This is a genomic window from Bordetella genomosp. 2, assembly GCF_002261345.1.
GTDB lineage: Bacteria > Pseudomonadota > Gammaproteobacteria > Burkholderiales > Burkholderiaceae_B > Bordetella_A.
Genome location: NZ_NEVT01000003.1, coordinates 360,132 through 381,746, shown reverse-complemented (window position 1 = coordinate 381,746; position 21,615 = coordinate 360,132). Strand labels below are relative to the sequence as shown.

General features: G+C 70.7%; 18 protein-coding genes and 1 pseudogene. 16 read left to right on the top strand and 3 right to left on the bottom strand.

Features of this window, described 5'->3' with window-relative positions:
* Position 1 precedes the first annotated feature (1 nt).
* From CAL24_RS03865 to def, 14 genes are all read left to right on the top strand, one after another.
* On the top strand, positions 2-976 hold the full coding sequence (locus CAL24_RS03865; RefSeq protein ID WP_094805770.1) for a Bug family tripartite tricarboxylate transporter substrate binding protein: 975 nt from the start codon (positions 2-4) through the stop codon (positions 974-976).
* A 26-nt stretch (positions 977-1,002) separates the two neighbouring features.
* Positions 1,003-2,505, top strand: coding sequence for a M81 family metallopeptidase (locus CAL24_RS03860; RefSeq protein ID WP_094805769.1), 1,503 nt, complete (start codon positions 1,003-1,005; stop codon positions 2,503-2,505).
* A gap of 59 nt (positions 2,506-2,564) precedes the next feature.
* Positions 2,565-3,113, top strand: coding sequence for a cupin domain-containing protein (locus CAL24_RS03855; RefSeq protein WP_028356739.1), 549 nt, complete (start codon positions 2,565-2,567; stop codon positions 3,111-3,113).
* Positions 3,114-3,263: 150 nt separating this feature from the next.
* Complete coding sequence (gene glyQ / locus CAL24_RS03850; protein WP_028356740.1) at positions 3,264-4,172, top strand: glycine--tRNA ligase subunit alpha; 909 nt, start codon at positions 3,264-3,266, stop codon at positions 4,170-4,172.
* Positions 4,173-6,311, top strand: coding sequence for a glycine--tRNA ligase subunit beta (gene glyS, locus CAL24_RS03845; protein WP_094805768.1), 2,139 nt, complete (start codon positions 4,173-4,175; stop codon positions 6,309-6,311). It abuts the gene before it with no gap.
* The gene (gene gmhB / locus CAL24_RS03840) at positions 6,308-6,847 is read left to right on the top strand and encodes a D-glycero-beta-D-manno-heptose 1,7-bisphosphate 7-phosphatase (RefSeq protein ID WP_094805767.1); all 540 of its coding nucleotides are present in this window, start codon (positions 6,308-6,310) and stop codon (positions 6,845-6,847) included. The genes glyS and gmhB overlap by 4 nt, the downstream gene beginning before the upstream one ends.
* 3 nt (positions 6,848-6,850) lie before the next feature.
* Positions 6,851-7,588: a lysophospholipid acyltransferase family protein gene (locus CAL24_RS03835; RefSeq protein WP_028356743.1), complete on the top strand. Its 738-nt coding sequence runs from the start codon at positions 6,851-6,853 to the stop codon at positions 7,586-7,588.
* Positions 7,566-8,456, top strand: a complete 891-nt coding sequence (locus tag CAL24_RS03830; RefSeq protein ID WP_028356744.1) for a M48 family metallopeptidase — start codon at positions 7,566-7,568, stop codon at positions 8,454-8,456. The genes CAL24_RS03835 and CAL24_RS03830 overlap by 23 nt, the downstream gene beginning before the upstream one ends.
* A 12-nt stretch (positions 8,457-8,468) precedes the next feature.
* Positions 8,469-9,395 carry a LysR family transcriptional regulator gene (locus tag CAL24_RS03825; protein ID WP_028356745.1) on the top strand — a complete coding sequence of 309 codons (927 nt, stop codon included), beginning with the start codon at positions 8,469-8,471 and terminating at the stop codon, positions 9,393-9,395.
* 84 nt (positions 9,396-9,479) lie between these two features.
* A complete protein-coding gene (tcuA, locus tag CAL24_RS03820; RefSeq protein ID WP_094805766.1) occupies positions 9,480-10,895 on the top strand; it encodes an FAD-dependent tricarballylate dehydrogenase TcuA in 1,416 nt (471 codons plus the stop codon).
* Positions 10,882-12,084 (top strand): tricarballylate utilization 4Fe-4S protein TcuB, encoded by a 1,203-nt coding sequence (gene tcuB, locus CAL24_RS03815; RefSeq protein ID WP_094805765.1) that lies wholly within the window; start codon positions 10,882-10,884, stop codon positions 12,082-12,084. Before tcuA ends, tcuB begins: the two co-directional genes overlap by 14 nt.
* A gap of 62 nt (positions 12,085-12,146) precedes the next feature.
* Positions 12,147-13,124, top strand: a complete 978-nt coding sequence (locus CAL24_RS03810) for a Bug family tripartite tricarboxylate transporter substrate binding protein (RefSeq protein WP_094805764.1) — start codon at positions 12,147-12,149, stop codon at positions 13,122-13,124.
* An 83-nt stretch (positions 13,125-13,207) separates the two neighbouring features.
* Complete coding sequence (gene gloA / locus CAL24_RS03805; protein WP_028356749.1) at positions 13,208-13,603, top strand: lactoylglutathione lyase; 396 nt, start codon at positions 13,208-13,210, stop codon at positions 13,601-13,603.
* Between the two features lie 10 nt (positions 13,604-13,613).
* Positions 13,614-14,147 carry a peptide deformylase gene (gene def / locus CAL24_RS03800; RefSeq protein WP_094805763.1) on the top strand — a complete coding sequence of 178 codons (534 nt, stop codon included), beginning with the start codon at positions 13,614-13,616 and terminating at the stop codon, positions 14,145-14,147.
* 199 nt (positions 14,148-14,346) lie between these two features.
* On the opposite strand, the pseudogene CAL24_RS03795 reads toward def, so the two are convergent.
* Positions 14,347-16,567, bottom strand: a pseudogene (locus CAL24_RS03795) (acyl-CoA dehydrogenase).
* Positions 16,568-16,702: 135 nt separating this feature from the next.
* Between CAL24_RS03795 and CAL24_RS03790 the strand changes: the two are divergent.
* Entirely contained in the window at positions 16,703-17,932 is a 1,230-nt protein-coding gene (locus tag CAL24_RS03790; RefSeq protein WP_028356752.1) for a nucleoside recognition domain-containing protein, read from the top strand.
* Between the two features lie 160 nt (positions 17,933-18,092).
* On the opposite strand, the gene pyk is transcribed toward CAL24_RS03790, so the two are convergent.
* Positions 18,093-19,535 carry a pyruvate kinase gene (gene pyk, locus CAL24_RS03785; RefSeq protein WP_028356753.1) on the bottom strand — a complete coding sequence of 481 codons (1,443 nt, stop codon included), beginning with the start codon at positions 19,533-19,535 and terminating at the stop codon, positions 18,093-18,095.
* 111 nt (positions 19,536-19,646) lie between these two features.
* Here pyk and CAL24_RS03780 point away from each other — a divergent pair, with 111 nt between their 5' ends.
* The gene (locus CAL24_RS03780) at positions 19,647-20,789 is read left to right on the top strand and encodes a glycerate kinase (protein ID WP_094805762.1); all 1,143 of its coding nucleotides are present in this window, start codon (positions 19,647-19,649) and stop codon (positions 20,787-20,789) included.
* A 24-nt stretch (positions 20,790-20,813) separates the two neighbouring features.
* Here the strand turns inward: CAL24_RS03780 and rsmA are convergent, their stop codons facing one another.
* Complete coding sequence (gene rsmA, locus CAL24_RS03775) at positions 20,814-21,602, bottom strand: 16S rRNA (adenine(1518)-N(6)/adenine(1519)-N(6))-dimethyltransferase RsmA (RefSeq protein WP_094805761.1); 789 nt, start codon at positions 21,600-21,602, stop codon at positions 20,814-20,816.
* Positions 21,603-21,615 lie beyond the last annotated feature (13 nt).

Below are 21,615 nucleotides of genomic sequence, written 5' to 3'. Positions count from 1 at the left end.
AATGAAACTGCACCACCTCCTGGCCGGCCTGTTCGTGGCCGCCGCCGCCCTCGCTGCGCCCGCCCAGGCCCAGCAGTCCTATCCGTCGCGCCCCATCAAGCTGGTGGTGCCGTTCCCGCCCGGCGGCACCACCGACGTGCTGGCCCGCACCATCGCCGATCCGCTGGGCAAGCTGCTGCGGCAATCGGTGGTGGTCGAGAACCGCAGCGGCGCGGCCGGCCGCATCGGCAGCGAATTCGTGATCCGCGCCGAGCCCGACGGCTACACGCTGGGTATCGCCACGGTCAGCTCGCACGCGGTCACGCCGGTGGTCTACGACAACATCTCGTACGACGTCACCCGCGACCTGGTGGCCATTACGCGGCTGGCCTCGGTGCCCAATGTGCTGACCATCAGCCCCAAGGTGCCCGCCACCGACATGCAGTCGTTCATCGCGCTGCTCAAGAGCCAGCCCGGCCACTACGCCTATGGCTCGGCGGGCGCGGGCTCGGAGGCCAACATGATGGGCGAGCTGTTCAAGCTGAGCACCGGCACGGAAATGATGCACGTGCCCTACCGCGGCTCCAGCCCGGCGCTGCAGGATGCCCTGGGCGGGCAAATTGCCGCCGTGTTCGACAACCTGCCCTCGTCGCTGCCGTTCATCCGCAACGGCGACCTGAAGGCGCTGGCGGTCGCCTATCCGCAGCGCCTGGCAGCGCTGCCCGACGTGCCGACCTTTGCCGAGGCGGGCGTCCCCGAGGTGAATGACGCGTCCTGGTTCGGCCTGGTGGCGCCCAAGGGAACCCCCGACGAGATCGTGCAGCGCATCTACGAAGCGGTCCGCCAGGTGCTCGCCATGCCGGACGTCAAGGAACGGCTGGCCGGCTTCTCGGCGGTGCCGGTCGGCAATCCGCCGCGGGAATTCGCCGCCGAGCTCGCGGCCGAGATCGACAAGCAGCGCCAGACCGCCCAACGCGCCCACATCAACCTGAAATAGGCCCGCGGCCCGCACGGAGACCGGTCATGCCGAGTTCGCCCTACCGCGTCCTGGTGGCGCAGCTGTTCCAGGAAACGCACGGTTTCACGCCAGTCGCCACGCCGCTGGCGGCCTTCGAGATCGAGGAAGGCGCGGCCATGCTGGCCGCCAATGCGGCGGCCGATTCGGTGCTGGGCGGCATTCTGCGCACCCTGCGGGCGCGCGGCTGCCAGCCCGTGCCGACGCTGGCGGCGCGCGCCCGGCCCGGCGGCCGGGTCGAGGACGCGGCCTATGCCAGGCTGCGCGACGGCATCCTGGCAGTCGCCGCGCGCGGCGGCTACGACGCCATCGCCCTGTGCCTGCACGGTTGCATGCAGACCGCCAGCCTGGACAGCGCCGAGGCCGACCTGCTGGCGCGGCTGCGCCGCATCGTCGGGCCGGCGATGCCCATCGTGGCCGGTTTCGACCTGCACGGGCACGCCATCCCCGCGATGCTGGGCCAGCTGGATTTCGCCTCGGCCTACAAGACCAACCCGCACGGCGACGCCGCGGCCACGGGCGAGCGCGTGGCCGCGCAACTGCTGCATATGCTCGATGGCGGCGCACGCCCCATCGGCGTCAGCGTGCACGTGCCCATGCTGACGCGCGGCAATGACGAGACGGCCCACGGCCCGCTGGCCGCGCTGCATGCGCGGGCGGCCGCCGCCGTGGCGGCCGGCGAGGGCCTGCTGGACGTATCCGTGTTCAACGTCAATCCGTTCATCGACGGCGCGGGAGTGGGCCAGACGGTGGCCGTCTACGCCCGCGCGGGCGCGCGCGCACCGGCGCGCCGCCTGGCGCTCGACCTGGCGCGGACGCTGTGGGACGACCGCGACCGCTACGTGCATGCGCTGCCGGACGTGGCGACACTGCTGCGCGCCCACCCGCGCCATGGCTGCAAGCTGGTGATCGGCGATTTCGGCGACCGCGTGCTGGCCGGCGGCCCGGGCGACAGCATGCACGTGCTGGAGCGCTGCCTGGCCCTGACCGACAGACGCATCGCCGCGATCGTCACCGATCCCGCCGCCCTGGCTCGCTGCCAGCGCGCCGGCGTGGGCGCCGAAGTCGCGTTGGAGGTGGGCGGCGCCTACAGCCCCGGCTGCCCGGCCATGCCGGTGCAGGGGCGCGTCGCGGCGCTGGGCGATGGCGTATTCCGCAACCGCGGCGTCTTCATGCGCGGCGCCACCCTGCGCCTGGGGCCGCACGCCGTGCTGCGCCAGGCGCGCTACGACCTGCTGATCACCCAGGACGCGGTCATGTCGCAGGACCCCGGCTGCTACCTGGATGCCGGCATCGACCTGGACGCGGCCGATATCATCGTGGTGAAGTCCGGCTATCACTTCAAGCTGGCCTTCGACACGCTGGGCGCCTGCGCCTGCGCCGAGACTCCCGGGCTGACCGGCTACCACCCGGCGCGCCTGCCGTTCGCGCGGGCCCGTCCGCTCTACCCGCTGGACACCCTCGATTTCCAGCCGCCGGCGGTCGACCTGGACACTTTGCCGCGCGGCTGATGCGCGGCGCGCGCGGGCGTGTATCCTGGCGGTCGAGGCTATCCGGGGAGGACCACGCCATGCCGAGAATCGGGGCAGATATCAGGGAATTGCGGCGCCGGCGCGGGCTCGGCATCCGCGAGGTCGCGCAGCGCTCGGGCGTATCGCACGCCTCGATCTCGCTGATCGAGCGCGACAAGATCAGCCCGTCGCTCGATACGCTGGCCGCGGTGCTGGACGCCCTGGGCACCACCATCGTGGGTTTTTTTTCCAGCAGCCGGCTGCTGGTGGCCGAATCGCCGTTCTACGGCCCGGAAGACCTGCTCGAAATCGGCAAGACCAGCACGATCTCGTACCGGATGATCGGCAGCCGCTTTCCCAACCGCGCGATGCTGATGATGCAGGAACGCTATGCGCCAGGCACCGACACCGGCGAGTTGTTCAGCCACAACGCCCAGGAGGCCGGCCTGGTGACCGCCGGCGCCATCGAGGTCACGGTGGGCGACAAGACCCGCGTGCTGCAGGCCGGCGACGCCTACTATTTCGACAGCCGCACGCCGCACCGCTTCCGCAACGTGGGCGAAGGCGTGGGCGAAATCGTCAGCGCGGTGACGCCGCCCACCTACTGAGCGGCTCGGATCCGTCCCCACCGCGCGGCCGGCCGCCCCCGCCCGCGGCCGGGCCAGTTAAAATGGCCGGTTTCCCGCGCCAGGAACTCCCGGGCCGCCCCGCGCCGGCCGGCCCAGGCAGGCCGGTGCGCTCCGAATTCCAAGAACCCTATGCTCACTTTTCAGCAAATCATCCTCACGCTCCAGGAATACTGGGACAAGCAGGGCTGCGCCCTGCTGCAGCCCTACGACATGGAAGTCGGCGCCGGCACCTCGCACACCGCCACGTTCCTGCGCGCCATCGGCCCGGAACCCTGGCGCGCCGCCTATGTGCAGCCCTCGCGCCGCCCCAAGGACGGCCGCTACGGCGAGAACCCCAACCGCCTGCAGCACTACTACCAATACCAGGTGGTGCTCAAGCCCGCGCCGCCGGAAATCCTGGACCTGTACATCGGCTCGCTGAAGGCGCTGGGCATCGATCCGGCCCGGCACGACATCCGCTTCGTCGAGGACGACTGGGAAAACCCCACGCTGGGCGCCTGGGGCCTGGGCTGGGAAGTCTGGCTCAACGGCATGGAGGTCACCCAGTTCACCTACTTCCAGCAAGTGGGCGGACTGGACTGCACCCCCACCACCGGCGAGATCACCTACGGCCTGGAACGCCTGGCCATGTACCTGCAGGGCGTGGAAAGCGTCTACGACCTGGTCTGGACCGAAGGCGCGCACGGCAACCGCGTGCTGTACCGCGACGTGTTCCACCAGAACGAGGTCGAGCAGTCGACCTACAACTTCGAGCACGCCTCGGCCGACATGCTGTTCGCGCACTTCAACGACTACGAGGCCGAGGCCAGGCGCCTGATGGACGTGCCGCTGGCGCTGCCCGCCTACGAAGCCACCCTGAAGGCCGCCCATACCTTCAACCTGCTCGACGCGCGCGGCGCCATCAGCGTGACCGAGCGCGCCGCCTACATCGGCCGCATCCGCAACCTGTCGCGCGCGGTGGCGCAGGCCTATTACGACTCCCGTGAACGACTGGGCTTCCCCATGCTGGCCACCAACCGCGCCGGGGAGGCTGCCTGAATGACGACGAACACCCGCCCCCTGCTGGTCGAACTGCTGACCGAAGAACTCCCGCCCAAGGCCCTGCAGAAACTGGGCCAGGCCTTCGCCGAAGGCGTGCGCGCCACGCTCGGCCGCCACGGCCTGCTGGCCGACGGCTGCCAGGCGGTGCCCTACGCCACGCCGCGCCGCCTGGCGGTGCGCCTGTCGGCCGTGCTGGGCCAGGCCCCCGACCAGGCCTACGCCGAAAAGCTCATGCCCGTGAAAGTGGGCCTGGACGCCGACGGCAAGCCCACGCCCGCCCTCTTGAAGAAACTGGCCGCCAAGGGCCTGGAAGGCGCCGACCCGGCCGCCCTGGCGCGCGAATCCGACGGCAAGCAGGACTACCTGGTGGCGCGCGGCACGGCCGCCGGCGCCAGGCTGGCCGACGGCCTGCAGGAAGGCCTGCAGGCCGCCATCGACGGCCTGCCGATTCCCAAGGTCATGCGCTACCAGCTGGCCGACGGCGTCACCACCGTGAAATTCGTGCGCCCCGCGCACGGCCTGGTGGCGCTGCACGGCGCCGACGTGGTGCCGGTCGCGGCGCTCGGCCTGCAGGCCGGCCGCCGCACCCTGGGGCACCGCTTCATGGCCGACGCCCCCATCGACTTCCCCGACGCCGATGCCTACGAGACCGCGCTGGCCGAACAGGGCCGCGTGGTCGCCTCGTTCGAGACGCGCCGCGCCGAGATCGACCGCCAGCTGCAGGACCACGCCGCCCGCCTGGGCGCCACGCTGGGCGACGATCCCGAGGTGGCCGCCCTGCTGGATGAAGTCACGGCGCTGGTCGAACACCCCACCGTGTACGTGGGCCAGTTCGACGAGCAATTCCTGCAGGTCCCGCAGGAATGCCTGATCCTCACCATGCGGCTGAACCAGAAGTACTTCCCGCTGTTCGACCCGGCCACCGGCAAGCTGACGCACCGTTTCCTGATCGTCAGCAACATGCGGGTCGACGATCCGGCCAACATCGTCGAGGGCAACCAGCGCGTGGTGCGCCCGCGCCTGGCCGACGCGCAGTTCTTCTTCGACACCGACCGCAAGACCCCGCTGGCCGCGCGCGTGGAACAGCTGGGCAACATCGTCTACCACAACAAGCTCGGCACCCAGCTCGAGCGCGTCGAGCGCGTGCGCGCCATCGCGCGCGGCGTGGCGGCGCTGCTGGGCGGCGACGCCGCCGCGGCCGACCGCGCCGCCCTGCTGGCCAAGGCCGACCTGGGCACCAACATGGTGGGCGAATTCCCCGAGCTGCAAGGCATCATGGGCGCCTACTACGCCGCCGGCGACGGCGAGCCCGCCGACGTGGTGCGGGCGCTGCGCGACCAATACCGCATCCGCCTGGACACGCCGGTCGCCGCCGACACGCTGACCGCCGCCATCCTGTTCATCGCCGAGCGCGCCGAAACCCTGGTCGGCATCTGGGGCATCGGCCTGGCGCCCACCGGCGAACGCGACCCGTTCGGCCTGCGCCGCGCCGCGCTGGGCCTGATCAGCGCGTTCGAACAACTGGCGGCGGGCGGCCTGCTGGCCGCCAGCGCCGACGGCCCCCTGTCGCTCGACGGCCTGCTGGCGCTGGCTGCCGGCACCTTCCCGGCCGGCAAGATCGCGCCCGCCACGGCGGACGAAGTGCGCGCCTTTGTCTACGAGCGCTACCGCAACCAGCTGGCCGCCGATTTCGACCGCAACGCGGTCGACGCCGTGATCGCGCTGGCGCCGCCGCTGCACCAGGCGGCCGCGCGCGTGCGCGCCGTCACCGCCTTCGGCCAATTGCCCGAGGCCGCCAGCCTGGCGGCCGCCAACAAGCGCATCGGCAACCTGCTCAAGAAGGCCGAAGGCGAGATCGGCGCGGTCGACCCCACCCGCCTGGCCGAGCCGGCCGAACAGGCCCTGGCCGCCGCGGTCGCCCGGCTGCGCCCGCAGGCCGAGGCGCAGCTGCAGGCCGGCGATTTCGCCGGCAGCCTCAGCACGCTGGCCCAGGCGCGCGAACCGGTCGACGCCTTCTTCGCCGACGTCATGGTGATGGCCGACGACCCCGCCGTGCGCGCCAACCGGCTGGCATTGCTGGCCCAACTGCACGGCCTGATGAACCAGGTGGCCGACATCTCCAGGCTGGCACAGTGAAGCTCATCATCCTCGACCGCGACGGCGTCATCAACCAGGACAGCGACGCCTTCGTCAAAAGCCCCGACGAATGGATCGCCCTGCCCGGCAGCCTGGCGGCCATCGCGCGCCTGTCGCAGGCCGGCTACACCGTGGTGGTGGCCAGCAACCAGTCCGGCCTGGCGCGCGGCCTGTTCGACATGGCCACGCTCAACGCCATTCATGCCAAGCTGCACCGCGAGCTGATGCAGGCCGGCGGCGTCATCGACGCCATCTTCCTGTGCCCGCACGGTCCGGCCGACGGCTGCGGCTGCCGCAAGCCGCTGCCCGGCATGTACCACGACATCGCCGGCCGCTACGACGCCGACTTGGCCGGCGTGCCGGCGGTGGGCGACTCGCTGCGCGACCTGCAGGCCGCCGCCGCGGCCGGCTGCGCGCCCTGGCTGGTGCTCACCGGCAACGGCATCAAGACCCGCGACAAGGGCGGCCTGCCGGCCGGCACCCGCATCGCCGCCGACCTGTCGGCCGTCGCCGACACCCTGCTACAGGAAGCCTGACCGATGGCCTGGCTGCGCTCGCTGCTCTACATGGTGTTCCTGGTCGTCACCGTCATCCCGTACGCCATCGCCTGCATTCTGTGGGCCCCCCTGCCGCTGCACTGGCGCTACAAGCTCACGGTGGGCTGGCCGCGCCTGGCGATCTGGGGCGCACGCGCCTTCTGCGGCATCCGCTGGCAGGTCAAGGGCGCCGAGAACCTGCCCGACGGGCCCGCGATCCTGCTGTCCAAGCACCAGTCCGCCTGGGAAACGCTGTTCTTTCCGGCCCACATGCCGCGCGAAGTCTGCTACGTGTACAAGAAAGAACTGCACATGCTGCCGTTCTTCGGCTGGGGCCTGGCGCTGTTGCGCATGATCCCCATCGACCGCGCCAAGGGCCGCGACGCCTTCGAGCAGGTCATCCGCCAGGGCCAGAAACGGCTCGACGAAGGCCGCTGGCCGCTGCTGTTCCCCGAGGGCACGCGCGTGGCGCCCGGGCAGACCGGGCGCTTCAAGATGGGCGGCGCCCTGCTGGCCTCGCGCACCGGCGCGGTGGTGATCCCGGTCGCGCACAACGCGGGCGAATGCTGGCGCCGCAACGCCTTCGTCAAGCAGCCGGGGCTGATCACCGTGTCCATCGGGCCCGCGATAGAATCGCAGGGAATCTCCCCCGAGGACCTGAACGCCAAGGTGCAGGCCTGGATCGAAGGGGAAATGCGCCAACTCAATCCCGAAAGGTATGCCCAGCAACGGTCAGCTTGAACTGCTGTTCACCGAACCCGAGCCTGCGGCGCCCGGCGCGCCGCAAGCGGCCCCGCTGCTGACTCCGCCGGCGCCGGCCGCCGTGTCCACGGTGGCCACGCCGCGCCCCGATCCCCTGCCGCCCGGCGCCCGCTGGCGCGAAGTCGCCACCGAGCAACAAACCATCGGCTTCGTCCTGCTGCGCTCGCGCCGGCGCAGCATCGGCTTCGTGGTGGCCGACGACGGCCTGCGCGTCACCGCGCCCAACTGGGTCACGCTGACCCAGATCGACGACGCGGTGCGCGAGAAAGCGCGCTGGATCCTCGCCAAGCTGCGCGACTGGCAGGCCCGCAAGGAACAACTGGCCATGTCCCAGACCCGCTGGCAGGCCGGCGGCGAGCTTCCCTACCTGGGCCGGCGCATCGTGCTGGGCATGGGCGCCGACCGGCGCCAGGCGTTCCTGTCGGGCGATGCCGACGCGCCCAACGACGGCGACACCCTCTGGCTGGCCCTGCCGGCCGACGCGGACCAGGCGCGCATCCGCGACGCCGCGCAGGCCTGGCTGCAACAGCGCGCCGGCGCCTGGTTCGGCGCGCGCCTGGCGCATTTCCTGCAGGTCAGCGGCCTGAAGATCCGCCGCTGGCGCCTGTCGTCGGCGGCCACCCGCTGGGGCTCGTGCACCAGCGACGGCAACATCATGCTGAACTGGCGCCTGATCCACTTCGCGCCGTCCATCATCGACTACGTCATCGCGCACGAGCTCGCCCACCTGCGCGAAATGAACCACAGCCGCGACTTCTGGGCCGAAGTCGGCAATATCCTGCCGGGCTTCGAAGAAGCCAAGAACGTGCTGCGCCGGCATGACCCGGCCAGCCTGCCGCAGTTCTAGCGGCCCGTCGCAATGGAACTGCGCCAGCTCCGCTATTTCGTCAAAGTGGCCGAATTCGGCAGCATGGGGCGCGCCGCCGCCGACCTCGGCATGGTCACCTCCGCCCTCAGCCAGCAGATCAGCCGCCTGGAAAGCGAGCTCTCGACACGGCTGCTGACCCGCACCTCCAGCGGGGTGGTGCCCACCGACGCCGGCCTGGCGTTCCTGCGCCAGGCCCAGCTGGCCCTGCGCCATGTCGACGGCGCGGCGCGCGCCGCCAAGGCCTCGCGCCTGACCGGCGCGGTCAGCGTCGGGCTGCCGGCCACCACGGCCTCGGTGCTGGCCGTGCCCTTCCTGCGCGCCATGCGCGAGCGCTATCCGGACGTGCGCGTGCACCTGGTGGAAAGCCTGTCGGGCTACCTGAGCGCCATGCTCAATGCCCGCCAGCTCGACCTGGCCGTGGTGTTTCGCACCGAGGCGGCGCGCCGCTGGAGCACGCTGCCGCTGATCGACGAGCGGCTGTTCCTGATCGCCCCGCCCGACCTGCCCGGGCTGCCGCCCGAAGGGCCTACGCGCCTGCGCGACGTCGCCGGCCTGCCCTTGTTGCTGCCCAGCGGCAGCCACGGGCTGCGCGCGCTGGTCGACGCCTCCTGCGCGCGCCTGCGCATCGAACCCAACATCGCCGCCGAGATCGACGGCCTGGACGTGCTCATGGACCTGGTGCGCGCCGGCTTCGGCGCCACCATCCAGCCCGGCGCCGCGACCGTGCGCCTGCGCGGCGAGCCGCTGGCGCTGCGACAGATCGCCGACCGCCAGGTGCGGCGCGCCAATCTGCTGGCCAGCGTGTCCGACGACGAACTGTCGCCGGCCGCCCTGGCCGCCCGTGTCCTGCTGGCCCAAACGGCCGAAACACTGGTCCGGGCGGGCGCCTGGCCCGGGGCGACTCTTCACAAATCGTGAACAGCTATTGACGATATGGGGATGGCGCCGCCGCGCCGGGTCATCCTATAGTCCGGGCCTGATTCTCTAGGCCAGGCCCTGATCATGATCGACGTATTGGTAATCGGCGGCGGCAACGCGGCCCTGTGCGCGGCCTTGATGGCGCGCGAAGCGGGCGCCAGCGTGCTGCTGCTGGAAGCGGCCCCGCGCGAATGGCGCGGCGGCAATTCGCAACACACCCGCAACCTGCGCTGCATGCACGATGCGCCGCAGGACGTGCTGGTCGAGGCGTACCCGGAAGAGGAATACTGGCAGGACCTGCTCAAGGTCACCGGCGGCCTCACCAATGAACACCTCGCCCGGCTGGTCATCCGCGAATCGTCCACCTGTCGCGACTGGATGCGCAAGCACGGCGTGAACTTCCAGCCGCCGCTGTCGGGCGCGCTGCACGTGGCGCGCACCAACGCCTTCTTCATGGGCGGCGGCAAGGCCCTGGTCAACGCCTACTACCGCAGCGCCGAAGCCCTCGGCGTGCGGATCCGCTACGAAGCGCCGGTGGACGCGCTGGAACTGGACAACGGCCGCTTCGTGGCCGCCCGCATCGGCGCCGAGCGCATCGAGGCGCGCGCCTGCGTGCTGGCGGCGGGCGGCTTCGAATCGAACCGCGAATGGCTGCGCGAGGCGTGGGGCCAGAACGAGCGCGGCGAATGGCCGGCCGACAATTTCCTGATCCGCGGCACGCGCTTCAACATGGGCGTGCTGCTGAAATTCATGATCGACGCCGGCGCCGACACCATCGGCGATCCGTCTCAGTCGCATTGCGTGGCCATCGATGCGCGCGCGCCGCTCTACGACGGCGGCATCTGTACCCGCATCGACTGCGTATCGCTGGGGGTGGTGGTCAACCGCGAGGCGCGCCGCTTCTACGACGAAGGCGAGGACTTCTGGCCCAAGCGCTACGCCATCTGGGGCCGGCTGACGGCCATGCAGCCGGGCCAGATCGCCTACTCCATCATCGATTCCAAGGCGGTCGGCCGCTTCATGCCGCCCGTGTTCCCGGGCGTGCAGGCCGACACCCTGCCCGAGCTGGCGCGCAAGCTGGGGCTGGACGAGGCGCAGTTCACGCGCACGCTGGCGGAATACAACGCGGCATGCCGCGTCGGCACGTTCGACCACACCAGGCTCGACGACTGCCACACCGAAGGCGTGGAACCCGCCAAGACACACTGGGCGCGCCCCATCGACACGCCGCCGTTCTACGGCTACGCGCTGCGGCCGGGCATCACCTTCACCTACCTGGGCCTCAAGGTGGACGACACCGCGGCCGTGCGGTTCAACGACCGCCCCAGCCAGAACCTCTTCGTGGCCGGCGAAATGATGGCCGGCAACGTGCTCGGCAAAGGCTATACCGCCGGCGTCGGCATGTCGATCGGCACGGCCTTCGGCCGCATCGCCGGCACCCGCGCGGCCGCCGCCGCGCGCGCCCAGGAGGCAAACGGAGCACAACGTGAAGCAGCTTGAAGAATTGACCCGCCAGGCGCGCGGCGACGCGGCGCCGGCCATGATGGCCGAACAACCCGTGCGCTGGCACGGCAAGGCGCCGGCCAGCCTGACCGCCGACGAAACCGAGGTGGCGCGCGTCATGCAGATCTGCAATGCCTGTCGCTATTGCGAAGGCTTCTGCGCGGTATTCCCGGCCATGACGCGGCGGCTGGAATTCGGCAAGGCCGACGTCAACTACCTGGCCAACCTGTGCCACAACTGCGGCGCCTGCCTGCACGCCTGCCAGTACGCCCCGCCGCACGAGTTCGGCGTGAACGTGCCGCAGGCCATGGCCAAGGTGCGGGTCCAGACCTACAGCGACTACGCCTGGCCGGCGGCGCTGGGCAAGCTGTACAAGCGCAACGGCCTGACGCTGTCGCTGGCCGCCGCCGGCGCGCTGGCGCTGTTCCTGGTCCTGACGGTGGCCATCACCGGCGGCCTGCTGCACGAGCCCCTGGCCGGCAATTTCTACGCCATCTTCCCGCACAACACGCTGGCGCTGATGTTCGGCCTGGTGTTCGTGTTCGCCATGCTGGCGCTGGGCATCGGCGTGGCGCGCTTCTGGCGCGATGTCGCGCCGGGCGCGGCTTCGGGCCCCGCGGTGGCCGAGGCCACCCACGACGCGCTGCGCCTCAAGTACCTGGACGGCGGGCACGGCAAGGGCTGCAACAATGCCGACGACGCTTTCACGCTGTGGCGCCGGCGCTTCCACCACTTCACTTTCTACGGTTTCATGCTGTGCTTCGCCGCCACCAGCGTCGCCACGCTGTACCACTACGCCTTCGGCTGGCAGGCTCCCTATCCGTTCCTGAGCCTGCCGGTGCTGCTGGGCACGACGGGCGGCATCGGCCTGCTGATCGGCCCGGCCGGCTTGCTGTGGCTGAACCTGCGCCGCCACCCGCTGCAGGGCGACCCGGACCAGCGCCCCATGGACCGCGGCTTCATCGCGCTGCTGTTCCTGACCAGCCTGACCGGCCTGCTGCTGCTGGCCTTGCGCGACACCGCGCTCATGGGCCTGCTGCTGGCGATCCACCTGGGGGTGGTGATGGCGCTGTTCCTGACCCTGCCCTACGGCAAGTTCGCGCACGGCATCTTCCGCTGCGCGGCCCTGCTGAAATGGGCCATTGAAAAACGCCAACCGGACCCGCTCAAGCTCGGAGCCGACTGACGCCCGCGTCCGCGCGGGGCGGGCGTTCCATCTCTACATTGCGGAACCACGGAGACATTCCGATGAAGACAATCCTCACCCGGGCCGCCTGCGGGGCGGCGCTGGCGGCATATGCCTGTACCTTTCCCGCGGCCGCCCAGGACTTCCCGCGGCGCGCCATCACGCTGATCGTGCCGCACTCGGCCGGCGGCACATCGGACATCCTGGCGCGCACGGTCGCCGCCGAAGTCGGCAAGACGCTGGGCCAGACCATCGTGGTCGACAACAAGGGCGGCGCCAACGGCTCGATCGCCGCCAAGGCGGTGGCCACCGCCGCCCCCGACGGCTACACGCTGCTGCTGGCCACCGCCAGCACGCACGGCATCAACCCGGCGCTGTACAAGAAGCTGCAGTACGACGCCGTGAAGGACTTCACGCCGGTGACGCTGCTGGCCACCGTGCCGAACGTGCTGGTGGTCAACAAGCAGGTCCAGGCCACCGACGTGCAGCAGCTGATCGCCGAGATCAAGGCCGACGGCAATGCCTTCAACATGGCGTCGGCCGGCGCCGGCACGCCCGGCCACCTGGCCGGCGAGATGTTCAAGCAGCGCGCCGGCCTGGAGTTCGTGCACGTCCCGTACAAGGGCGGCAGCCCGGCGCTGGCCGACCTGATCGGCGGCCAGGTGCAGTTCCTGTTCACCACCATCCCGGGCGCCCTGCCCCACATCAAGGCCGGCACCCTGCGCGCGCTGGCCGTGACCTCGCCGCGGCGCTCGCCGGCCCTGCCCGACCTGCCCACCATGGCCGAGTCGGGCCTGCCCGGGTTCCAGGCGATTTCCTGGCACGGCATCGTCGCGCCGGCGGGCACGCCGCCGGCGGTGGTGGACACGCTGAACCAGGCCTTTTCGAAGGCGCTGGCCGCCCCCGAGGTGCGCCAGCGGCTGATGGAGGAAGGTGCCGAGGCGGCCGCCATCAATACCGGCGAGTTCGGTGCGTTCATCCAGAGCGAGATCGCGGCCTGGGCGGAGGCGGTCAAGGCCTCCGGCGCGTCGGCGAACTAGCCAGGGAGACACAGTGGCGGGAGCGCCGGGCCTTGCGGTTTGCTACGATGTCAGACTGGCATTACAAGCACAAGGAATTCCCCATGCGTCTCCTGCACACCATGCTGCGCGTCGGCAACCTGGACAAGTCCATCGATTTCTACACCAATGTCCTGGGCATGCGCGTGCTGCGCCGCAAAGACTACCCCGACGGCAAGTTCACCCTGGCCTTCGTCGGCTACCAGGATGAAAGCGAAGGCGCCGTCATCGAGCTGACCCACAACTGGGACACCGCCAGCTACGACCTGGGCAACGGCTACGGCCATATCGCCCTGGAAGTGGAAGACGCCTACGACGCCTGTGAAAAGGTCAAGCAGAAAGGCGGCAAGGTCACGCGCGAGGCCGGCCCCATGAAGCACGGCACCACGGTCATCGCCTTCGTCGAGGACCCGGACGGCTACAAGATCGAGTTCATCCAGCGCAAGGGCCGCGACGACTGACCGCCCCGCCATGATCCACGCCATTCTCAAGATGGGCGACCCGCGCCTGCTGCGCGTGGCGCAGCCAGTCGAGCGCTTCGATACCCCCGACCTGCACGCGCTGGTGGCCGACATGTTCGAGACCATGGTCCATGCCCGGGGCGTCGGCCTGGCCGCGCCGCAGATCGGCGTGGATCTGCAACTGGTGATCTTCGGTTTCCAGCACAACGAACGCTACCCCGACGCGCCGCCGGTGCCGCAGACGGTGTTGTGCAACCCGGTCATCACGCCGCTGTCCGACGAGCGCGAGGACGGCTGGGAAGGCTGCCTGTCGGTGCCCGGCCTGCGCGGCCTGGTGCCGCGCTACCGGCACATCCGCTACAGCGGCCTGGACCCCGACGGCCAGCGCATCGAGCGCGAGGCGGAAGGCTTCCATGCGCGCGTGGTGCAGCACGAATGCGACCACCTCATCGGCCGCCTGTACCCGTCGCGGATGGAGGACTTCTCCAAGTTCGGCTTCACCGAAGTGCTGTTTCCCGGCATGGACCCGAACCAGGACGACTGACGGCCCAACCCATGCGGCGCGGCCGGGGCGGCGCCGAAGACAGGTGTCCGCACCCGTCCTGCCGAAGTCGGGTGTCTGACACCCGTCGAGACAGTCCAGTTTTTCGAAGTCAGGTGTCTGACACCCGTCGAGACAGTCCAGCTTTTGCCGAGGCCTGGCCCGGGTGTCAGACACCTTGCGGCCCCCGCAATGACGCCCTTCAGGTCTGCGCAGGCTTGCGCGCGAATTCGCCCGGCGCGAAGTCGTCCACCGCCACCACTTTGGCCACCGCCGCTTCGGCGGCTTCGATCTGGCGGGCCTGCTCGTCGGTGATGGCGCCGCCGCGATGGGCCTCGCGCCAGTCGCGCACCCCTTCGCGGCGCAGCCGGTCGTGCAGGGGTTGCACGGTATCGACCAGGCCGAAGGCGCGTTCGAGCTCGGCCAGGGTATCGTCGCCGGCGCCGCGCTGCAGGTCGGCGGTCAGGCGGTCGCGGGTGGGAGACGGGGCCAGCAGCAGGTCGGCGCAATCGCGGGTCAGCGCATCGCCGGGACCGCGGTTCAGCCGCACCGGCAGCACCAGGGCCCGCAGCGCCCAGGCCAGCGGCCGGGCCGGCAGGTTGGCCAGCACCTGGTCCATGCGGGTTTCGATGCGCGCGCAGCCATCGTCCATGCACCACTGCACCAGCGGCAGGTCGGCGTGGCAGCGGCCTTCGTCTTCCCAGCGCTTGAGCACGGCCGACAGCAGGTACAGTTCGGCCAGGATGTCGCCCAGCCGCGCCGACAGCATCTCGCGGCGCTTGAGCGCCCCGCCCAGCGTGCCCATGGCGGCGTCGGCCAGCAGCGCGAAGGCCGACGCGTAGCGGCCCAGGCGCCGGTAGTGGCGCGCGGTGGGGGGTGGCCGGCGCCCGCGCCAGCAGGCCGCCCGTCCAGGCGCGCCCCCAGGCGCGCAAGCCGTTCTTCAGGGCGTGCCCCAGGTGCTTCCAGAAGACCTCGTGGAAAGCCTGCGCGCCGCGGGCTTCGTCGGCGTCGCCGACCGCCAGCACTTCGCGCATCAGGTATGGGTGGGCGCGGATGGCGCCCTGGCCGAAGATGATCAGGCAGCGGGTGAGGATGTTGGCGCCCTCGACGGTGATGGCGATGGGCAGCGCGCGGTACAGCGGGCTCAGGTAGTTGGCCGGGCCGTCGATGACCGCCTTGCCGCCGTGCACGTCCATGGCGTCGTTGACCGACTCGCGCATGCGTTCGGTGGCGTGGTATTTCATGATGGCGGACACCACCGCCGGCTTGTGGCCCTGGTTGAGCGCGGCGCAGGTGAGCCGGCGCGCGGCCTCGACCAGGTAGGCGTTGGCGGCCAGCCGGCCAAGCTTTTCCTGCACGCCCTCGAAGCGGCCCACCGGGATGCCGAACTGCTGGCGCACGCGCGCGTACATGCCGGTGGTGTGGGCGCTGTAGACGGCCGCCGCGGCCGACAGCGACGGCAGCGAGATGCCGCGCCCGGCGGCGAGCGCGCTCATGAGCATCTGCCAGCCCTGGCCGGCCTTGGCCGGCCCGCCGATGAGCGCCTCCAGCGGCACGAAGACGTCCTGGCCCTGGTTGGGGCCGTTCTGGAAGACCTGCATGGACGGCAGGTGGCGGCGCCCGATGCTGACGCCCGGCGCATCGGTGGGCACCAGCGCCACCGAGATGCCCACGTCGGCGGGGCCGCCCAGCAGGCCGTCCGGGTCCTGCAGCTTGAAGGCCAGCCCCAGCACGGTGGCGATGGGCCCCAGGGTGATGTAGCGCTTGTGCCAGTTCAGGCGGATGCCGAGGATCTCGCGGCCGTCGACCACCTGGCGGCACACCACGCCGGTGTCGGTCATGGAGGCGGCGTCGGAGCCGGCCTCGGGGCTGGTCAGGCCGAAGCAAGGCACCTCGGTGCCGTCGGCCAGCCGCGGTAGCCAGTAGTCGCGCTGCTCGGGCGTGCCGAACTGCAGCAGCAGCTCGCCGGGCCCCAGCGAATTGGGCACCATCACGGTGACGCCCGCGGTGATGGAACGGGCCGAAATGCGGCGCACCACTTCGGAATGCGCATAGGGCGAGAACCCCAGCCCGCCGTACTGCTGCGGGATGATCATGCCGAAGAAGCGCTGTTCGCGCATGAAGCGCCACACGGGCTCGGGCAGGTCGCCGAGGTTCCAGGTGATGTCCCATTCGTCGAGCATGGCGCACAGCTGCGCGACGGGGCCGTCGAGGAACTGTTGTTCGGCCGGCGTGAGGGTGGCCTGCGGCACGGCCAGCAGCTTGTGCCAGTCCGGGTCGCCGGTGAACAGGTCGGCGTCCCACCAGACGTCGCCGGCCTCGATGGCTGCGCGTTCGGTGTCGGACAGGCCCGGCATGGCGCCGCGGGCCCAACGGTAGGCGGGGTCGGAAATGCGGCGGCGGCGCCAGGCATTGAAGTCCATGTTCAACCTTTTATGCGGTGCACGTACCGGCCCAAGTTAACAGAATTGCCGGCCGGCCGACATCCCCGGGGCGGCAAGTCTGCGACAATGACGGCGCCGCGAGCGGCCTTTTTCCCCGCAGCCTTGTCCTCTGTCATGCTCAATAAGCTCTGGTTGGGTTTCTTCGCAGCCGCCGCCGTGGCGGGCCTGTACCGCTGGCTGGCCATCGGCGATGCGGACGTGTTCCGCCAGATCGTCGCCAGCCTGTTCGACATGGCGCGCGTCTCGGTCGAAGTCATGGTGCTGCTGTTCGGCACGCTGACGCTGTGGCTGGGCTTCCTGCGCATCGCCGAATCGGCCGGCCTGGTGGAGAAGCTGGCCGCCCTGCTTGGCCCGCTGTTCGCCCGCCTGATGCCCGAGGTGCCGCGCGGCCATCCCGCCATCGGCCTGATCACGCTGAACTTCGCCGCCAACGGGCTGGGCCTGGACAACGCCGCGACGCCCATCGGTTTGCGCGCCATGCGGGAACTGCAAAGCCTCAACCCGCGCCCGGACACCGCCAGCAACGCGCAGATCCTGTTCCTGGTGCTGAACGCGTCCTCGCTGACCCTGCTGCCGGTGACGCTCTTCATGTTCCGCGCGCAACAGGGCGCGGCCGACCCCACGCTGGTGTTCCTGCCGATCCTGCTGGCCACCAGCGCGTCGACGCTGGCCGGACTGCTGGCGGTGGCCGCGTGCCAGCGCCTGAAGCTGTACGACCCGGTGGCACTCGCCTGGCTGGGCGGCATCGCCCTGCTGCTGGGCGGCTTCATGGCCCTGCTGGCGAGCATGTCGGCCGCCGCCATCGCGAGCCTGTCGTCGCTGCTGGGCAACCTGATGCTGTTCGGCGTGCTGCTGGCGTTCCTGGCCGTGGGCGCCTGGAAGCGCGTGCCGGTGTATGAGACCTTCATCGCCGGCGCCAAGGAAGGCTTCGATGTGGCCAAGAGCCTGCTGCCCTACCTGGTGGCCATGCTGTGCGCGGTCGGGGTGCTGCGCGCCTCCGGCGCGCTGGATGTGGTGCTGGACGGCATACGCTGGCTGGCGCACGCCGCCGGCTGGGACACCCGCTTCGTCGACGCCCTGCCCACCGCCCTGGTCAAGCCGTTCTCGGGCAGCGCGGCGCGCGCCATGATGCTGGAGACCATGACCCATTTCGGGGTGGACAGCTTCCCGGCGCTGCTGGCGGCCGTCATGCAGGGCAGCACCGAGACCACCTTCTACGTGCTGGCGGTGTACTTCGGCTCGGTGGGCATCCTGCGCGCCCGCCATGCCGTGGGGTGCGCGCTGCTGGCCGACCTGGCCGGGGTGCTGGCCGCCATCGGCGTGTGCTACTGGTTCTTCGGGTGAAGGATGAAAGGTGTCAGACACCCTCTGGGTGTCTGACACCTGGTGCAGCCAACGGACGCTCGACGCCTGGCAGGCCGGGACACCCTTTGCACGGAAAGGTGTCAGACACCTTCTGGGTGTCTGACACCCGGCAAGCCGGCGGCCGGCGCGCCCGGGGGACTCATTCCACCATCAGGATCTTCATGCCGTTGGTGCCGCCGCTGTCGCGATAGAAGTCGCCCTTGGTCAGGATGACCCAGTCGCCGGGCTGCACGCGGCCGCGCTTTTTCAGTTCGTCGATGGCCGCGTTGCTGAGGTCGGCCGGATCGTAGGCGGCCGGATCGAACGGCACGGTGTACACGCCGCGGAACATGGCCACCCGGTTCTGCGTCTGGCTGTGCGGGCTGTAGCAGTAGATGGGCACGCCGGAGCGGATGCGCGACATGATCAGCGGCGTGTGGCCGCTCTCGGTCAAAGCAATGATGGCCTTCACGCCCGGGAAATGGTTGGCCGCGTACATGGCGGCCAGCGCGATGGTTTCGTCGCAGCGGGAGAACGTCTCGCCCAGGCGATGATGCGAATGCGTGGTGGTGGGATGCTTTTCCGCGCCCAGGCAGACCCGCGCCATGGCCTGCACGGCCTCGACGGGATACTGACCGGAGGCGCTCTCGGCCGAGAGCATCACGGCGTCGGTGTAGTCGAGCACCGCGTTGGCCACGTCGGAGACTTCGGCCCGCGTCGGCAGCGGGCTGGAGATCATCGACTCCATCATCTGGGTGGCCGTGATGACCACCTTGTTCAGCGTGCGGGCATGCTGGATGATGCGCTTCTGGATGCCCACCAGCTCGGCATCGCCCACTTCCACGCCGAGGTCGCCGCGCGCCACCATGACGCCGTCGCTGGCGCGGATGAGCGAATCGAGCGCTTCGTCGTCGACCACCGCTTCGGCGCGCTCGATCTTGGCGATGATCCAGGCCTCGCTGCCGGCCGCGCGCACCAGCTGGCGCGCCTCGTCGATATCGCGGCCATAGCGCGGAAACGACACCGCGACATAGTCCAGCTTGAGCTCGGCCGCCACCAGGATGTCGGCGCGGTCCTTGTCGGTGAGGCTGGGCGCCGACAGGCCGCCGCCGCGCCGGTTGATGCCCTTGTTGTTGGACAGCGGGCCGCCCACCGCCACCGTGGTGTGCACCGCGTCGGCGGCGATGCGGTCGACCACCAGCACCACGCGGCCGTCGTCGAGCAGCAGCTCGTCGCCGGGCTTGCAGTCCTGCACCAGTTCGGGATAGTCGATGCCGACGATGGTGGCGTCGCCGGCGTCCTTGGGATGGCTGTTCGACAGCGTGAAGGGCTGGCCCGCGCGCAGCACCACCTGCTTGTCGGCAAAGCGCGCGATGCGGATCTTGGGGCCTTGCAGGTCGCCCATCAGCGCCACGAAGCGGCCCTGGCGCGCCGCGATCTCGCGGACCAGGCGCGCGCGCTCGCGGTGGTCGTCGGCGGTGCCGTGCGAGAAATTCAAGCGGGCCACGTCGATGCCGGCGCGCACCAGGGCCTCGAGCTGCTCGGGCGTGGAACTTGCCGGGCCCAGCGTGGCGACGATTTTGGTGCGGCGCAATACGGACATGGATACCCCTCTCGCAAAACGACGAAATCGCTATGGTACGCCGCCCGCCTGTCGCACGGGTATTATGCGGATACCTGATTCCACTCCGTTGCGCCCCCGCCACCGACCGCCGTGAAAATCGTCATCGCCCCCGACTCCTTCAAGGAAAGCCTGTCCGCCCCGGACGCCGCCGCCGCCATCGCGCGCGGCATCAAGCAGGCCTACCCGGGCGCGCACACCGTGTGCATCCCCATGGCCGACGGCGGTGAAGGCACGGTGGCGGCGGTGCTGGCGGCCACCGGCGGCCAATGGCGCAGCACGCCGGTGCGCGGCGCGCTGGGCGAAGCGCTCGACGCGGACTGGGGCTGGCTGCCGGACGCCACCGCCGTCATCGAGATGGCCGCCGCGGCCGGGCTGGAGCAAACGCCGCCCGAGCAGCGCGACCCGCTGCGCGCCGACAGCCACGGCGTGGGCCAGCTGGTGCGCGCCGCCCTCGATGCCGGCGCGCGCCGCATCATCCTGGGGCTGGGCGGGTCGGCCACCAACGACGGCGGCACCGGCCTGCTGCGCGCGCTGGGCGTGCGCTTCCTGGATGCCGGCCGACGTGAATTGCCGCCGGGCGGCGCGGCGCTGGCGGCGCTCGACAGCATCGACACCAGCGGCCTGGATGCGCGTCTGGCCGATACCCGCATCGAGATCGCTTCCGATGTCGACAACCCCTTGTGCGGCCCGCACGGCGCATCGCATACCTTCGGCCCGCAGAAAGGCGCGTCGCCGCAGCAGGTGGCCGAACTGGACGCCAGCCTGGCGCGGCTGGCGGACGTCTGCGCGCGCCACCTGGGACGCGACCTGCGCGACGCGCCGGGCGCCGGCGCGGCTGGCGGCCTGGGGTTCGCCGCGCACGCCTTCCTGGACGCGCATTTCCGGCCGGGGGTCGAACTGGTGGCTGAACTGGGCGGCCTGGCGCAAGCCATGCAGGGCGCCGCGCTGGCCTTCACCGGCGAAGGCCGCATGGACGCCCAGACCTTGCGCGGCAAGACGCCGGCGGGCGTGGCGCGCATCGCGCAGCAGGCGGGCGTGCCGGTAGTGGCGCTGGCGGGTTCCCTGGGCGACGGCTACCAGGAACTGCATGCGGGCGGCATCACCGCCGCGTTCAGCCTGGCGCCCGGGCCGCTCACGCTGCAACAGGCCTGCGACAACGCGGCCCAATACCTGGCCGACCGCGCGCGCGACGTGATGCAGCTGTGGCTCGCGGCCGGCAAGCGGATGTTGTAGGCGGAATACCGGAAACGGCCGGGCTCAGGGCTGCACGGCGCCGGCCTGCAGCAGCGCATCGGCCAGCCGGATGAATTTCTCCACCGGCACCTCCTCGGCGCGCGCGGTGGGCGGGATATCCAGCGCATCCCAGGGCACCAGCGCGGCCCAGTCGCCCAGCGCGCGGCGCAGCATCTTGCGCCGCTGCGCGAAGGCGCGCGCCACCACGGCCTGCAGCGCCGCTTCGCTGGCCGGACGCAGGCGGTCGGGCGGCAGCGGCACCATGCGCACCACCGCCGACACCACCCGCGGCGGCGGGTCGAAGGCCTCGGGCGGCACGTCGAACAGCTTGTCCATGTGATAGCGCGATTGCAGCATCACCGATAAGCGGCCGTAGTCGGCGCTGCCGGGCGCGGCCACCATGCGGTCGATGACCTCCCGCTGCAGCATGAAGTGCTGGTCCTGCACCTGGTGGGCCGCGGCCATCAGGTGGAACAGCAAGGGGCTGGAAATGTTGTAGGGCAGGTTGCCGACCACGCGCAGCCGTGCGCCCAGGCTGGCGAAATCGACTGTCAGCGCATCGGCCTCGACCACCGTCAGGCGGTCGGCCGGATACTGCCCGCGCAGGCGCGCCGCCAGGTCGCGGTCGATCTCGACCACGGTCAGGCGCGCCAGGCTGCGCAGCAAGGGCTGGGTCAGGGCCGACAACCCCGGACCGATCTCGACCATGCAATCGTCGCGCGCCGGCGCGATGGCGCGCACGATCGCCTCGACCACGCTCTCGTCGGTCAGGAAGTGCTGCCCGAAGCGCTTGCGCGCCTGATGTCTGGACATGGCGGGTGCGCGC

What these genes read in the sequence shown, in the direction of transcription:
- glyQ (WP_028356740.1), top strand. Translation starts at nt 3,264, where the DNA reads ATGCTCACTTTTCAGCAAATCATCCTCACGCTCCAGGAATACTGGGAC.
- CAL24_RS03790 (WP_028356752.1), top strand. Translation starts at nt 16,703, where the DNA reads ATGCTCAATAAGCTCTGGTTGGGTTTCTTCGCAGCCGCCGCCGTGGCG.
- glyS (WP_094805768.1), top strand. Translation starts at nt 4,173, where the DNA reads ATGACGACGAACACCCGCCCCCTGCTGGTCGAACTGCTGACCGAAGAA.
- rsmA (WP_094805761.1), bottom strand. Translation starts at nt 21,602, where the DNA reads ATGTCCAGACATCAGGCGCGCAAGCGCTTCGGGCAGCACTTCCTGACC.
- tcuA (WP_094805766.1), top strand. Translation starts at nt 9,480, where the DNA reads ATGATCGACGTATTGGTAATCGGCGGCGGCAACGCGGCCCTGTGCGCG.
- CAL24_RS03865 (WP_094805770.1), top strand. Translation starts at nt 2, where the DNA reads ATGAAACTGCACCACCTCCTGGCCGGCCTGTTCGTGGCCGCCGCCGCC.
- gloA (WP_028356749.1), top strand. Translation starts at nt 13,208, where the DNA reads ATGCGTCTCCTGCACACCATGCTGCGCGTCGGCAACCTGGACAAGTCC.
- def (WP_094805763.1), top strand. Translation starts at nt 13,614, where the DNA reads ATGATCCACGCCATTCTCAAGATGGGCGACCCGCGCCTGCTGCGCGTG.
- CAL24_RS03855 (WP_028356739.1), top strand. Translation starts at nt 2,565, where the DNA reads ATGCCGAGAATCGGGGCAGATATCAGGGAATTGCGGCGCCGGCGCGGG.
- CAL24_RS03835 (WP_028356743.1), top strand. Translation starts at nt 6,851, where the DNA reads ATGGCCTGGCTGCGCTCGCTGCTCTACATGGTGTTCCTGGTCGTCACC.
- CAL24_RS03830 (WP_028356744.1), top strand. Translation starts at nt 7,566, where the DNA reads ATGCCCAGCAACGGTCAGCTTGAACTGCTGTTCACCGAACCCGAGCCT.
- CAL24_RS03825 (WP_028356745.1), top strand. Translation starts at nt 8,469, where the DNA reads ATGGAACTGCGCCAGCTCCGCTATTTCGTCAAAGTGGCCGAATTCGGC.
- CAL24_RS03860 (WP_094805769.1), top strand. Translation starts at nt 1,003, where the DNA reads ATGCCGAGTTCGCCCTACCGCGTCCTGGTGGCGCAGCTGTTCCAGGAA.
- CAL24_RS03810 (WP_094805764.1), top strand. Translation starts at nt 12,147, where the DNA reads ATGAAGACAATCCTCACCCGGGCCGCCTGCGGGGCGGCGCTGGCGGCA.
- pyk (WP_028356753.1), bottom strand. Translation starts at nt 19,535, where the DNA reads ATGTCCGTATTGCGCCGCACCAAAATCGTCGCCACGCTGGGCCCGGCA.